The 14,296-nt window shown below is 58.3% G+C and carries 11 protein-coding genes and 1 pseudogene; 3 read left to right on the forward strand and 9 right to left on the reverse strand.

The window, feature by feature from the left end; genetic code table 11:
• Positions 1-43: 43 nt before the first annotated feature.
• From OIU37_RS06455 to OIU37_RS06475, 5 genes are all read right to left on the reverse strand, one after another.
• Entirely contained in the window at positions 44-2,452 is a 2,409-nt protein-coding gene (locus OIU37_RS06455; RefSeq protein ID WP_264256549.1) for a nucleoside triphosphate pyrophosphohydrolase, read from the reverse strand.
• Positions 2,453-3,040 (reverse strand): hypothetical protein, encoded by a 588-nt coding sequence (locus tag OIU37_RS06460; protein WP_264256550.1) that lies wholly within the window; start codon positions 3,038-3,040, stop codon positions 2,453-2,455.
• Positions 3,030-3,659 (reverse strand): HIT family protein, encoded by a 630-nt coding sequence (locus OIU37_RS06465; protein ID WP_264256552.1) that lies wholly within the window; start codon positions 3,657-3,659, stop codon positions 3,030-3,032. The genes OIU37_RS06460 and OIU37_RS06465 overlap by 11 nt, the downstream gene beginning before the upstream one ends.
• Before the next feature lie 651 nt (positions 3,660-4,310).
• Positions 4,311-5,330: a ketol-acid reductoisomerase gene (gene ilvC, locus OIU37_RS06470; RefSeq protein ID WP_003560822.1), complete on the reverse strand. Its 1,020-nt coding sequence runs from the start codon at positions 5,328-5,330 to the stop codon at positions 4,311-4,313.
• A gap of 49 nt (positions 5,331-5,379) precedes the next feature.
• Complete coding sequence (locus OIU37_RS06475) at positions 5,380-6,045, reverse strand: TetR/AcrR family transcriptional regulator C-terminal domain-containing protein (RefSeq protein WP_020050738.1); 666 nt, start codon at positions 6,043-6,045, stop codon at positions 5,380-5,382.
• 141 nt (positions 6,046-6,186) lie between these two features.
• Between OIU37_RS06475 and OIU37_RS06480 the strand changes: the two genes are divergently transcribed.
• Entirely contained in the window at positions 6,187-6,666 is a 480-nt protein-coding gene (locus tag OIU37_RS06480) for a hypothetical protein (RefSeq protein ID WP_264256560.1), read from the forward strand.
• A gap of 22 nt (positions 6,667-6,688) precedes the next feature.
• A pseudogene (locus tag OIU37_RS06485) lies at positions 6,689-7,055 on the forward strand (DUF4087 domain-containing protein).
• A gap of 84 nt (positions 7,056-7,139) precedes the next feature.
• Here OIU37_RS06485 and OIU37_RS06490 read toward each other — a convergent pair.
• From OIU37_RS06490 to OIU37_RS06500, 3 genes are all read right to left on the reverse strand, one after another.
• On the reverse strand, positions 7,140-8,822 hold the full coding sequence (locus OIU37_RS06490; protein ID WP_264256563.1) for a hypothetical protein: 1,683 nt from the start codon (positions 8,820-8,822) through the stop codon (positions 7,140-7,142).
• Complete coding sequence (locus tag OIU37_RS06495) at positions 8,822-9,880, reverse strand: glycosyltransferase family 2 protein (protein WP_264256564.1); 1,059 nt, start codon at positions 9,878-9,880, stop codon at positions 8,822-8,824. The genes OIU37_RS06490 and OIU37_RS06495 overlap by 1 nt, the downstream gene beginning before the upstream one ends.
• Before the next feature lie 96 nt (positions 9,881-9,976).
• Positions 9,977-10,885 (reverse strand): AraC family transcriptional regulator, encoded by a 909-nt coding sequence (locus OIU37_RS06500; protein ID WP_182209468.1) that lies wholly within the window; start codon positions 10,883-10,885, stop codon positions 9,977-9,979.
• A 204-nt stretch (positions 10,886-11,089) separates the two neighbouring features.
• Between OIU37_RS06500 and OIU37_RS06505 the strand changes: the two genes are divergently transcribed.
• Positions 11,090-12,136 carry an NAD(P)-dependent alcohol dehydrogenase gene (locus OIU37_RS06505; protein WP_171603987.1) on the forward strand — a complete coding sequence of 349 codons (1,047 nt, stop codon included), beginning with the start codon at positions 11,090-11,092 and terminating at the stop codon, positions 12,134-12,136.
• A gap of 190 nt (positions 12,137-12,326) precedes the next feature.
• On the opposite strand, the gene OIU37_RS06510 is transcribed toward OIU37_RS06505, so the two are convergent.
• Complete coding sequence (locus OIU37_RS06510; RefSeq protein ID WP_264256565.1) at positions 12,327-14,273, reverse strand: translation factor GTPase family protein; 1,947 nt, start codon at positions 14,271-14,273, stop codon at positions 12,327-12,329.
• Positions 14,274-14,296 lie beyond the last annotated feature (23 nt).

The raw sequence follows: 14,296 nt of genomic DNA on the forward strand, positions 1-14,296 counted from the left end.
CTGACGCGATGGCTGCGAATTGGTTTAGCAACTGACACCTTTATTAGAAGAGACTTAATTGCTCCTCCGTAGGCTCGACTCTCCTGATTTGCTCGACTGTAAATAGAAGGCCGCGAGCCTCAAGCCGTACGGAAACAAATATATCGCCGTCGTCAGTATTAACTCGAGCACTTGAGAATGTGCTAAAAAGAGACCAAAAAGGGAAAACTACCCCGTTTTTGCCAACAGAGTAAGGAGTTTCCATTTCTTGAAGACTGATTTCTTGCCGTTGGTCAACTGGAGCTCTCGGCTTAGAAAAAGACGTCTCAATCAGGACGCGACGTTCGGTGAAGCTCCCTCTGGACTTTGCTTTATTGTCTCGCGCTTCTTCGACTGCCTCCCAATCAATGCCGGCATTGGCGGCGTACGATCGCAAAATCTCCGCTATATCAGAGAGCTCTTCGGCAACATTGATCGATCCATTTGCCAGATGGAGTTCTCGCACTTCTTCCATAAATTTGCCGAGCAAGGCAGTCGAAAGTTCCGATTTAGGCAGATAGGCTTGCTTAACCAGTTCGCCGCCAACTCTGATTCGATCGGGAATTTTATCCCGCACTAGCTTTCCGAATACTTTGCGACGGCGTGTTCTGGAATACTCGCCGAACGATGGGGGATTAACTGCTACGCCAGCATTAAAGAGGCGGTAGTAAGTGTGACTCAGAGTCGATCCATGAATTTCTACAGGTAGCCGCCGTTCGCTTGCCTTTTCGATGACAGCGTCCAAGAAATTGTCCTGACGAATTAGCTCGGCTTCCGGATTAAGATTTAACGTCACGGGAGTATTTGGAATATTTTTCAAATCATTGAAATTGGAGACCTTGTATAAGGGAAATTTCGTGGCCTGACGCGGTGCTGGATCGACAGTTTCCCGCGCTCTGAACCAGGGTAAGTTCCGACCGACGCCATATTCCGAATCGACCCCTGCAAACCACATAATCTGAGCCCGCTGGTTAAGCTTAGAAGCTATAGCCGAAGTCCGTATACCTATTTCAATGGCATCCTTATCACTCAAGGTGGAGGATCGACTCTTAGAACGCAGGACGTCGACATAGCGCCAAGTTCCATCATCCATTTCGCAGAGGAAACGAGGTTTGTATCGTATTCGTTTCGCAGATACTACACTATGATGCACATCTACTTGATAAGAGTCATGCGGAAGAACTTGAAGACCGTCGGGAAGACCCCACAGCGCATCAACGAACGCAATTGGCTCACCGGGGTTGGCATACGCCCAGACGCCCGCGAACGCGGGCAAAAATGCGTGAAGAATAAACGCAATGTCTTCTAGGCTATCAACATCGTTCCGATACCGTTCGATACGTTCTCGGAGCCACGATATTGCACGGGTTCCATTTACTGTGTCGGTTCGCGGAAGATTGAACGATGAGATTTTCTTTGAAACAACTTCCATTCGCACGACGCACTTACCCGCTGAGAGCGCGTCGATTTCCTTTACCAACTCGATGGGATTTGAATTTAGAGCCGCGTCCACCCGATCCGCTGTTGCAAGATAAAGCCTGGGGCTGCTTTCCCCATCGAAATCGAATTCTTCTAGATTTTGAAGTTTCTTCCACCGGGTCTTTGTTCCGACGATATGGTGTTCGAAGACGCGAGCCGCATCCCAATCGATCAAGCTTCGATTTGCCGCCTTTCTGAATACCGTTGGATCGACACCCGTATCAAGTTGATGCCACTCAAGATCGAGCTGCACTATCCAAAACTGCTTTCTCGAGATAATCCACTCCACGTGAGCACGAGGAGCGACGGTTTCGTTGATCCATTGGCCGACTGAGCGCATTGTTGCATGGGCTACCACGCCTCTCACGCGAAGCGGTGCATGAGGATCGGGGCGGGGCGCGAACTTGGAATTTAGGCCTTTTGGAGCGGCCCAGGCTGGAAGCGCAGCTTCATACACCCACTGATTTCGTGTTGGCGTTAACCTTATCTCGTTTGAAAGGTGCCCAGCGCCGTCAGGTTTAAGGAAAACCTGTAGGACAATGGCCACTGCTTGTTCGGCGCCGCGGGATTCAGCGTGTTCAAAGATTTCGTAGGCGGAGGCGATTACTTGGTCGGAATCCGCGTTAATAGGTATTTCAATTGACTTGAACTGACCGCGATCTGACATATGCTCGTTCACACCGCTTGATCGAACAATAAAACCATCGCATAGGCCCTTTCGGGCGTCCTCCATCCAAATTTTTAATCCAGATTTCAGCGTGTCAAGAGAGATTGATGATTTGTTCTGTTTCCACAGTTCATATAATGCAGAACAAATGCTTATATATGGTGGTGTCCACGCAGCAGGAACAATTGCCAACCCGGCTGACTTAGCCCCAAATTCCCGACAATGAGCTTGAAATCTCTCGTACTCTCTGCCGATCCCTGTGGCTCTGTCGGAGGGTGTCTCAAGCATTTAATCGTGAGGCCTGGGCTCTGTGTTTGTGGTGCCGATATTTTTCTGTGCAAAATTCTGCAGCGCGGCGATAACATTGTCAGAAAAATAGCCGAAGATGAAGCCAAACCCTAAGGCAAAATAGGTCGTTCGGAACGCTTCGCTTTTGAAAAAAGGAAGAAGTCCCGATACTATAATAAATGCTAAGAATACCGAAACTACTGCGGATATCATCGGCACAAGCAGCCGCCAAAGCCCGCGATCTCTAGTCCAGAGCCCTCGTGCGACAGAGTGGTAAAGCCACTTCAAGTCAAAAACTACGCCGCCGATGCCGCCAGCGATAGTCACAATGACCCATTGCAACATCTCGCGGTGAACAACCAGCGCAAACAATGACATTGATACAAAGGATGATTTTCTGTCCGCGTTGGTAATGCACACACCAATATAAAGAAGCGCGCTGCTTAGTGCGACTAACAGGACGAGGAGATAAATCAATTCGACAAAGATCTGGAACCACGCAGCCAATGGGTATCTACTAACCCACTCGCCTTTGTCGCGTCCGTCGTCAGGATCACGCTTCAAATCGCCCGAAGCGCTATCTGTCATTCGCAGCCCCAGACAACACATGCGCTGTCTGATGAATCACCGGGATTTCTGGAAAAGACTTATAGTCCCACGTACCGACATTAAGCGTCTGAGCAATAAGCTTTCGGAACCATTGCGATTGAGGCATTATTGGGCGGCCAAACGCGACTCGACCATCGTATAAGCTCGCGACAGAAAGGTATTCGTCGCTCTGAGGCTCCGGTACAATCGAACTAAATCGCGGCAGAGTCTGCCACTCAATCTCTTTTGAGGACAGAGCCTCAGCGAAAAGATCAAACTGCAGCGGGACAAGATGCAAATGTGCCTGGTCTACGCCGCAATTCACAACGCTTCCATATGGCCCGCCGTGTTCGAAAGCATACAGCTTGCCTCCAAACGGCGTTAAAGCCTGGGTCAGCCGCTCCTCCAGTGCTGTAAGCTCCCTCTGTTCACGCGGGGATAACATCGAAAGATTTGGCATGGCCCGTCTTGGGATGATTAAAACCCAACCTGCGACCAAACTGCCCAGTGATGGCAACACAACAAAATCTTCTGTTTCGAGCACGGGGACATCGAAATTGGGTCTCAACGCCTCAGAGCGCTCGACTATCCAAGAGAACTTTTCCAAATCAGTGCCCATCCTCTGCTTCGAAGAAGATATAGTGCAGGGCGTGGTCATGTGGAAGAACTAACTCATCGCTAGCTCTGGCCGATAGCAGAAAAATTATTCAACAACCTGAAGAAAAGTTATAAGAAGGCTCATCCAGCAAGGCGGCTTAATCGGCACCGATCAGAGCTTCAGTATACCACTCGTCGCGAAATGTTGCACATCAGCACGCTTTCCTCCGCCGTCAGCGCTTGCGGATGAAGGTGGCGCTACCTTGTGTAATTCTGGTGATATAAAAGCGAAAAATCATGTCTTCCTTCAACTAGCCGTTGGTGCATTTCAAGGTTTTGGAAGGTGGGACACACTCCCTTGAGGTCTACCATTTTGTCCGTTCAAGGCCGAAAACAGTCGCCGATAGCAGCGGCGTTGGACGACGATCGCACAAGCGGCGTTAGGCCGGTATAGGGCAAGTTCGATAACGACAGTTGGCCGCATCTATCGCCCGCAATAGCGCGGATTTGAGAGCAGCGAGAATTTGCTCCGCTTCGCGTCCAGCGAAGATGGGATCAATATTTCAGAAATGCTGGACAAAGCGCGAATGCCAGCTTCGACAACCGAAGCAACAATAGCAAAAGAGGCCGGAGCATTCACTCCGGCCTCCCAGTTTTGTTTCACCAGAACCGCTTAGTTGACCGACTTGTCGACCAGCTTGTTCTTGCCGATCCAGGGCATCATGCCGCGCAGCTTGGCGCCGACTTCTTCGATCGGGTGGCTGTCGTTCAGGCGGCGGATGCCCTTGAAGCGCGAGCCGCCGGCGCGGTATTCCTGCATCCAATCGGACGTGAATTTGCCGGTCTGGATGTCCTTGAGGACGCGCTTCATCTCGGCCTTGGTCTCGGCAGTGATGATGCGCGGACCGGAGACATATTCGCCCCACTCGGCCGTGTTGGAGATCGAGTAGTTCATGTTGGCGATGCCGCCTTCATAAATCAGGTCGACGATGAGCTTCACTTCGTGCAGGCACTCGAAATAAGCCATCTCAGGCGCGTAACCGGCTTCGGTGAGCGTTTCGAAACCGGCGCGGATGAGCTCGACGAGACCGCCGCAGAGAACGACCTGTTCGCCGAAGAGGTCGGTTTCGCACTCTTCGCGGAAGTTGGTTTCGATGATGCCCGAACGGCCGCCGCCGACGCCGCAGGCGTAGGAGAGAGCGAGTTCAAGCGCATTGCCGGAAGCGTTCTGGTGAACGGCAACGAGGCAGGGAACGCCGCCGCCCTTCTGGTATTCGCCGCGAACCGTGTGGCCCGGGCCCTTCGGTGCGATCATGACGACGTCGACCGAAGCCTTCGGCTCGATGAGGCCGAAATGAACGTTGAGGCCGTGAGCGAAGGCGATGGCGGCGCCATCGCGGATGTTGCCGGCGATGTCGGCCTTGTAGATGTCGGCCTGCAGTTCGTCCGGGGTCGCCATCATCATCAGGTCCGCCCAGGCGGCAGCTTCGGCAACCGTCATGACCTTGAAGCCATCGGCTTCGGCCTTCTTGACGGTCGGCGAACCGGCCTTGAGTGCGATGACGACGTTCTGGGCGCCGCTGTCCTTGAGGTTCAGCGCATGGGCACGGCCCTGCGAACCATAGCCGATGACGGCGACCTTCTTGGCCTTGATGAGGTTGAGATCGGCATCACGATCGTAATAGACGCGCATTTGAAGTTCCTTCCCTTTGCTTGTCTTGTTGACTGTCATTAAAGCGGAATCAGCCGAGAACCGGCATCTCCGCCAGAACCTTGTCCGTGCCATAAAGCCTGAGGAAGGCGGTGACCGCCCTCTCCGCCTGGCGTGCGGTATCCTTGAGGCCTGGTTCGCCGAGCAGCATGCGCACATGCAGGTCGGAGACAACAAGGCCGTAAAGCGTGTGATAAGCCTCGTCGGCATCGGCAAAACGCAGGAGCCCTGCCCTTTTGCCGGCGTCGATCAGCGCCATGGCGCGCCGGTCGATCTGGCGACGGCCGCGCTCGAGCAGCAGCTTGCCGAGTTTCGAGCCGTCGCGGTTCGACTGCCCGATCGCCAGCCGGTTGAGCGCCAGCGAGACGTCGCCGGCGAGCACCTCCAGCAGGTCACGCGCGAAAATGACCACATGGTCATGCAGGCTCGCCGCCGTCAGCCGCTCGCCGTTGCGCTCGAAGGTACGCACCTTGCTCGCCTGATAGGCGATCATCGCCGATAGTAGCCCGTCGCGATCGCCGAACCATTTGTAGAGGCTTTCCTTCGAACAATTGGCAGCACGCGCCACGCCCGAAGTCGTTAGCGCCTTCTCGCCGCCATCGACGAGCAACTGCAGCGCCTGCTCCAGAACGGCGTTCTGGCGCGGCGAAAATTCGCTCGGCTCTGCGGTATCGACGGACACGATCATAGCTCCCATATACGTACCGTACGGTACGGTTCGTGAGGTTTATGCGATAAACCGATCAGGTCGTCAAGAAGCCTGGATAGATTTTTTTAATACGTGAAACCGCGATGAAAGACCAGAATTGGATAGGCGCGAATCCTCGGCGATCGCATAATGTCGCGCTACGCCATTTGCCCGGAGGCTTCGATGTCACGCCTTTCTGCAGATCTTCTCCTGCTCGGAGCAATTCTCCTTGCCGGCTCAAGCGCTCTCGCGCAGTCCGACAGCGACGTCTATAACCGCATCGAGGAACTGCACGGCGATGCCGCAAGCTTCGACCGGCCGCTGCGCCAGCTTGTCAAGGCGATGCGCTCGGGCGAAGCCGAGACCATCGCCGGCCTTGCCGAATACCCGCTGACGGTCAAGGCCAATGGCGAGAGCTACGACGTCGAGAGCGCTGAGGATTTCATCGACAATTTCGATGATCTCGTGACGCCGGAAACGCGCCGCGCCGTAGGACGCCAGCAATACGAGGATCTATTCGTCAACAGCGACGGCGTCATGCTGGCCGGCGGCGCCGTCTGGATGGGCGCGATCTGCGAGGACAACGCCTGCGAGGCGAGCCATTGGGCGATCATCGCGATCAACAACTGATGTTTGTCGAGGGGAAAAGGCAATGAGATACCGGATAGCCGCCGCGGTCATGATCGCAGCTCTTGTCGTCGCAGCCAATGCGCGGGCCGCCGAAACGCGCTGCGGCTGGAATCGAGAATCCGACGCCCGCCAACTGGTGGCTGGAGGACGCGGAGAACACCTGGACGATCATGACCCAGGGCGACGATGCCGGCGAAGTGGAAGGCATGGAGCTGATCTCCGACATCTCCGAACATGACTATGTCAGAACCAACGGCAATTACGGCTATGCATGCGCCTGCATGAATGTGGAAACGGATGGCAAGGACCGCATCACCCGCATCCTCTCCTTCCGCCAGCTAAAGCTCGCCAAATGCCGTGCCGACAAGGCGCTTAAATTCCCCGGCTGACTAGCGCCTCACCCGAAAGCCGGATGGCGGCCCCAATCATGACCCAATCGTCCAGAGGCAAATCGGTCCACGAAGAGCCCCGACCTACGACGCCCTGGCGCAGCCGATGGGGATTGAGAGAGGCTCCGCCGGCATCGCCTTGTCGATTGCGTAAAGCTTTGCGAAACCCGCATCTTCGAGCAGCGTCAGGCCCGCCGGCATCAAGGTGTCGACATAGCGGTCGGGGATATCGGCATTGGCGACGAGGACGAAATCGAAACGTCTGCGCCAATCCGACAGGTAAGGCGTAAAGTTTCTATATTCCTGCATCATTGCCGGGCATGAAAGCACGCCGATCGACAGCAGATTGCCCTCGGGAACCGCGATCTCGGACCATGGCGACAGAACGGATAGCGGCTGCTTGCCTATTGCCGTGAAGAGCGTCGGCACGAAAGCATGCGAGAAGGGCACGGCAAGCGTCGGCAGATGCCGAAAGGTGTCCAGTCCCCAGGCGAAATGCCGGTTGGAGTGGGCAAGGTCGCTCACTGTCTCAGGCTCATGTCCAAGAGGCAGCACGGCCGCACTGGGCGGCACTTTCTTGAGCACAGTTTCGACGGCAGCAACGTCCTTCTGTGCGAGCCACCAGTTCCAGCCGACCCAGCCGGTACGGCCGAAGACCGCAAGATTGATGACGAGCGCCAGCAACAGCACCTGCCGGCGCGTGAGATTGGCGAAGGGGCACACCATCGCCATGGCGACGAGCGCAGTCATGATCGGAAAGCGCCAACTGATCCATCCGGTGCCGAGCATGTGGCGAGGCGAAACACAAGACAGAAGCAGCAGGCCGCAGGCGGCGACGGCAAGCCCCGCATGGATGCGGATGTCACCGGCGCGGACGGCACGCGTGGAGATGAGGATCAACGGCAGAACCAGCACGACATCCACCACCGGCACATAAGTCGTGATGGCGGAGAGCAGATTCAGGACGATCAGGACGATGCCGTCGTTCCAGGCAAGGCCAAGGCCGTCGCCGCCGGCGTTGGGCAAAGCCGCCGTATGGAGATAGAGCGCGAGCGGCGGCAGGACGCAGGCGCCGAGCGCCAGCGCCAACCGGCCGGCGAGCCTGATCAGAGCCGCCTTCGATCGCACGATATCGATGCGCCAGGAAAATTCGAGGCCGCAGACAATCGCTATATAGAAGCCAAGCGCGAAGAGATGCATCACCGTCAGCAGCAGCGCGGCGGCGAGCCGCCAGGCAAAGACCAGGGCGGGATTTCTGCGCTGCAGCTGCAGATCGACGCAGGCGAAGGCGAGCGCCATGCCGAGGCCGATCTGGAAGTTGATGAAGCCGCCGATCATGGTGGCGCACCAGCTAAGCGACAGCATGGCGGTCTGCCAATGGTGACGGCCGCCGAAAAGCGCGCGGTGCAGGCCGATTGCCCCGAGCGGCGGCAGCAGGATCGCCAGGAAAAGCAAAGCCCGCGCAAGCCTGTCGGCACCGACGAGCGGCCCCAGCCAGGTGGCCAGAACGTCGATCCCGACATTGGTGAAGGTGCGGTTCCAATCGACTGCATAGATCTCAGGAAACGGCTGCTCGCCGATCCCGCCCGAAAGGAGCCAGATACGGGCGTAGTGATTGGCGTAATCGAGAACCGGCGGAAAGGGAAACAGGAGAACCAAAGCCGCGGCAAGCCCGACGAAAGCGACGATCGCAACGGTGGAATCCTGCCTGGCGATCGATTCCTCAGGCCCGGCTGCGGCCACAGCAGGCGCGGCAATCCGGTCCATTATCCGATCCGGCTGTTCTTTTGCGAGCGCGGCGGCTCTTCGGATGCAAAGGCCGCACCCAGCGCGGCGCGCTTGTCGCTGGCGCTCATCTCCGAGAAAGCGATCGACAATTCTGCCTGTTCACTGCCGCGCACGATCGTCTCGACCATGAACATTGGCCGCTTCTTGCTCTCCTGTACCAGACGGCCGAGATACTCGCCGATGATGCCGATGCAGATCAGCTGGATAGCGCTGAAGGCGCTGACCGCGGCCATGATCGACGACCAGCCGGTCACCGTCTCGCTTTGCAGCCAGCGAATGAAGGTGTAGACGAGCAACGCGATCGCGACACCCGCGCTCATCATGCCAAGCCATGTGCTGATGCGCAGCGGCGTCGTCGAGAAGCTGGTGATCGCATCGAGAGCGAAATTGATCATCTTTCGCAGAGGATATTTCGTCGTGCCGGCAAAACGGGCGTCACGCTCGTAGGGGAGCGCCACCTGCCTGCCACCGATCCAGCTGACCATGCCGCGGATGAAGCGATCGCGCTCCGGCATCGCCAGCAGGATATCGACGACGCGCCGGCGCATCAGCCGGAAATCGCCGGTATCGCGCGGAATGGTTACGGAAGCGAGCTTGGACAAAGCGCGGTAGAAAAGCGAAGCGGAGGCCAGCTTGAACCAGCTTTCGCCCTGACGGCGCGTACGCTGACCGTAGACGACGTCGGCGCCGCGCTCCATGATCGGCATCATCATCAAAAGCAGCTCGGGCGGATCCTGAAGATCGGCATCGATCAAAAGCACGCGCTCGCCCCGCGACGCGGAAAGACCCGCCGTCGCTGCCAGCTGGTGGCCGTGATTGCGCAGAAGACGAACACCGAGCACCTGCGGTATATGAGCCGCCAGATCCGAAATAATCTCCCAGGTGCGGTCGGATGAGCCGTCATCGACGAGAATGAGTTCGAAAGCATCACCAGTGACACTCTGCGCTGCAGCAGCGGCGCGGCGGCAGAACTCACGCAGCCCCTCCTCCTCGTTGTGACAAGGCGCGACGATTGAAAGTAACGGTGCTTGCGTCATGCTGACGTCGGTGCCTGCTTGATGTTTGGCGCCAGCCTAGCCCGGAAAGGTCAAACATCCTTTAATGGCCGGCCGGCATCGCTGGCGTCCTCAGCGCTATTCCGCCGCGATCATCTCGCGCACGCCGTCGACATCGCGGGCCGGCGAAGCGCCGTAGAGTCGGCTGTATTCGCGGCTGAACTGCGACGGGCTCTGATAACCGACGCGATGGCCGGCCGTGCCGGCGTCGAGCCGCTCGACCAGCATCAGCCGGCGCGCCTCGTGCAGGCGAAGCTGCTTCTGATATTGAACGGGCGTCATCGCCGTGACCGACTTGAAGTGATGGTGGAAGGATGACACGCTCATATTGACGCGCTCGGCAAGATCTTCGATTCGCAGCGGCCGCGCGTAATTCTCCTTCAGCCAGGCAACGGCGCGGGCGATCCTGTTGCTGTGGCTGTCGGCTGTGGCGATGTTGATCAGCCGCGCGCCATCCGGCCCAGTCAGCACCCGATAGAGGATTTCCTGCTCGATCAGCGGCGCCATCGCCGGAATGTCGCCTGGACGATCGAGCAAGCGCAGCAGGCGGACGGCGGCATCCAGAAGCTCCGGCGGAGCGACGTTCACCGCCATCCCGCGCTGCCCGTCGGTATGGGCGGCCGGGCGCGGAATATCGATGCGGCTGAGCAACTCCAGCAGCTTTTCCGAGTCGATTGCCAGCCCCAGGCAGAGATGCGGAATCTCAGGGCTTGCCTCCGTGACGCGCCAGGCGACCGGCAGGTCGAGCGAGGTCAGCAGATAGTCCCCGGTCCCGTAGCTGATAAGTTCCGTGCCGAGGCGCAGGCTCTTGGCCCCCTGCAGCACAAAGGCAAAACAGGGCCGGTAGCTGCTGTGCAGCGGATCGCTGGGCTTGGACCGACGGCTGATGTGAAGATTGCCGATATCAGTCGTAAACTCGCCGTCACCAGCCGCGAAGCGCATCGCGATATCGACAATTTCCTGATAGGGGCTGAAGGGCAAAGTCATGCGGCAACTCTTTCTGTCAACTGTCTGACGCCGGCGATACCGCTCTTATCTAGAGTGCCTTGGCCATTTCGCAAACAGGCCTGCGCCTCACTTTTGCAGGATCGTGCAAAAAGCTGAGAGGATCGCTCTAACCCTCTGACGCAGTTCCGGGCGATAGTCCACCATCTCTTTCAACCCCCACCACAATCGAAAAGGATGGTTCCCATGCCTATTGCAAGAGGCTACGCCGCGACCGACGCTTCCAAGCCGCTGACCCCTTTCACCTTCGAACGCCGCAACCCGAACCCCGATGACGTCGTTATCGACATCAAGTTTGCCGGCATCTGCCATTCGGACATCCATACTGTCCGCAACGAATGGAAGAACGCCGTCTATCCGATCGTGCCGGGCCATGAGATCGCCGGCATCGTCTCGGCTGTCGGTTCCGATGTGACCAAATTCAAGGTCGGCGATCGCGTCGGCGTCGGCTGCTTCGTCGATTCCTGCATCGGCTGCGCCGAGCGAGACCTCGATCGGGAACAGTATATGCCCGGGCTCGCCGGCACCTACAACGACTTCGAAGCCGACCGCAAGACACGCACCCAGGGCGGCTATTCCGACTCGATCGTGGTTAGGGAAGGCTATGTTATGTCCATTCCGGACAATCTGCCGCTCGATGCCTCCGCGCCGCTGCTCTGCGCCGGCATCACGCTCTACTCGCCGCTGCGCCACTGGAATGCCGGTCCCGGCAAGAAGGTCGCGATCGTCGGCATGGGCGGTCTCGGCCATATGGGCGTCAAGCTTGGCGCCGCCATGGGCGCCGATATCACCGTTCTGTCCCAGAGCCTTTCCAAGAAGGAAGATGGGCTGAAGCTCGGCGCCAAGGAATACTACGCCACCAACGACCCCGAAACCTTCACGAAGCTCGCCGGCTCTTTCGACCTGATCATCTGCACAGTCAGCGCCGAGATCGACTGGAATGCCTATCTCGGCCTCCTGAAGGTGGATGGTTCATTCGTGGTGGTTGGCGCCCCGGAAAACCCGATCCCCGTGCATGCGTTCTCGGTCATCCCCGGCCGCAAGAGCATTTCCGGCTCGATGATCGGCTCGATCAAGGAAACCCAGGAAATGCTCGACTTCTGCGGCGAGCACAACATCGTCTCCGAGATCGAGAAGATCAACATCCAGCAGGTCAACGAAGCCTATGAACGCGTCCTGAAAAGCGACGTCCGCTACCGCTTCGTTATCGACATCGCCTCGCTGGCGGCTTGAGGAAATGGAAGGCGGCTCGCAAGGGCCGCCTTTTTTGATACCGGCATTCTCCACACGCCCTCATGCTGAGGTGCGGCCGCGCGACAGCTGAATCCGGTACCGGCGTTCCGTGTGGCACCCCCTCTGCCCTGCCGGGCAGAGGGGGTAACCACACGGCATACCCGTGCTCTGCGGGCACCCATCGCACCCTTCACACACTCCCCCGCAGACGCAACAGATATTCCGCACCATTGAACGGATCAGGCCCCGAACGCCCACGCAAGCGCGGCGGGCCGGCGGCCGGGGCATAATGATCGAAAGCGGTTTCCATGGTCCCCGCCCCGCTCGTCAGGCCCGGCAATTGCTGCTGGACGCTCTGGATCATCTGAGACGCCATAGTGCCTTCGAGCCGAGCGACGCCATCGACGATCGCCGAATCCGTCGTCGTCGCGGCGGATTTCGCAAGCAGGGTCAGCAAGCCGCTCAAGCTCTCCGCGGGCGCTTCGAGATGAAAGCGGTCGATCGGTTCGCATAGGACGGTTTGCGCGGCCGACAGCGCATCTGCCAGCACCCAAGGCGTCAACTGGCGGAAATCGGCGGCGGTGCTTGCAGGCGAGCTGTGCCGGGCTGCCGTCATCGCCACGTGGCAATCGATGACCTGCCAGCCGAAAACGCCCTGCTTCAGCGTCTCGAACACGGTTTCTTCGACCGCCCTGTAAAAGCTGGCGGGCATCTGGCCCACGTCCACTTCAAGTGCAAAGCTGTTGCCTGCCCCTTCTCTACGCGGTTCGACCCGTAGACCGACGGTGGCGAGAAACGGATTGGGCTCCTTGAAGAGGATCTGCAGCCCTTCCCCGGTTCCCGCAAGCCTTTCCACTAAGATAACCGTGCTTTCCTCGAACCCAGCCTCGAGACCAAAATCCGTCAGCAGGGTCGATTGGACAACCTCCTTCTGCACCTCGCCATAGAGCGATACGAAGATTTCGTCGGCATCGTCGTTCCGGCGCAGATTGATCAACGGGTCCTGTTCGGCCATCTGGTTCAGCGCCAGCCAGAGCGCCGCCTTGTCGGAGGGCCGCCGGGCAAGGACGCGGGTTTCGAGGCTGGGCGGGGCAAACTGCGGCCGGCCGCCCGCGAGCAGGTCGCCGCCCACCGCATCGCCGATGCGCGCGCCGGCAAGGCCGCTTACGCGCGCGATCTGCCCGGCGCGGAAGCTCGCCGCGCCATGAACCCTGCCGGCCTCGAAAACCTCGATCGCGGTCACTCTATGCGGGCCTTTGGGCAAATCCAGATATTGCCGCAGCCGGACCGTGCCTGACGTCATATACATATAGGCCAGCTTTTCACCGCCCCAGCCGCGTTCGATCTTGAAGATTGTTCCGGCAATCGGCCCGTCCGGATCGAGGCGCCGGCCGGGCAATATCGTCGCAATGGCCGATGTCAGGGCCGGCACGCCGACGCCGGTCGTTGCCGCACCTGCAAAGACAGGATGCACCAGACCGCTGGCGATCTGATCGGTCAGGCAGCACTCAAGCCTATCCGCCGTCAGGCGATCGGGCGTCAAGACGTAATCGTCCAGCAGCGCCTCGTCATTCTCCGCGAGTGCTTCGCAGAGCGGCGTGAAAAGCGGTTCGCATCCGGGAGCCAACGCCTCGACCCTGGCAAGCCTGCTGCCGGCATCGATCACGGAAGACATGGCGATGGGGCGAACGAGCAATTGGCTGGCAAGAGCCTTCAGTACGTCCTGATATTGCGCGCCGAGACGATCGACCTTGTTGATGAAGAAGATGAAGGGAACGCCAAGCCGCCGCAGCGCCCGCACCAGCACCCGCGTTTGGGCCTGTACGCCTTCGACCGCCGAAACGACGACGACCGCGGCATCCAGCAATCCGAGCACCCGCTCGACCTCGGCGATGAAATCCGGGTGACCGGGCGTGTCGATCAGATTGACGATCCTGTCGCCGATCGTGAACGACACCACGGCGGCTCTGATCGTGATGCCGCGTTGCCGTTCGAGTTCGAGAGTGTCCGTTTGTGTATTGCCGGTATCGACGCTGCCGAGCTTGTCGATAACGCCGGCATCAAAAAGCAATCTTTCGGTAAGGCTAGTCTTGCCTGCATCCACATGGGCGAGGATGCTCAGATTCAAAGTGCGCATGAACCACCAACATCTCAGAATTT

Origin of the sequence: Rhizobium sp. BT-226, assembly GCF_025847085.2 — a bacterium.
Taxonomy (GTDB): Bacteria; Pseudomonadota; Alphaproteobacteria; order Rhizobiales; family Rhizobiaceae; genus Rhizobium; species Rhizobium sophorae.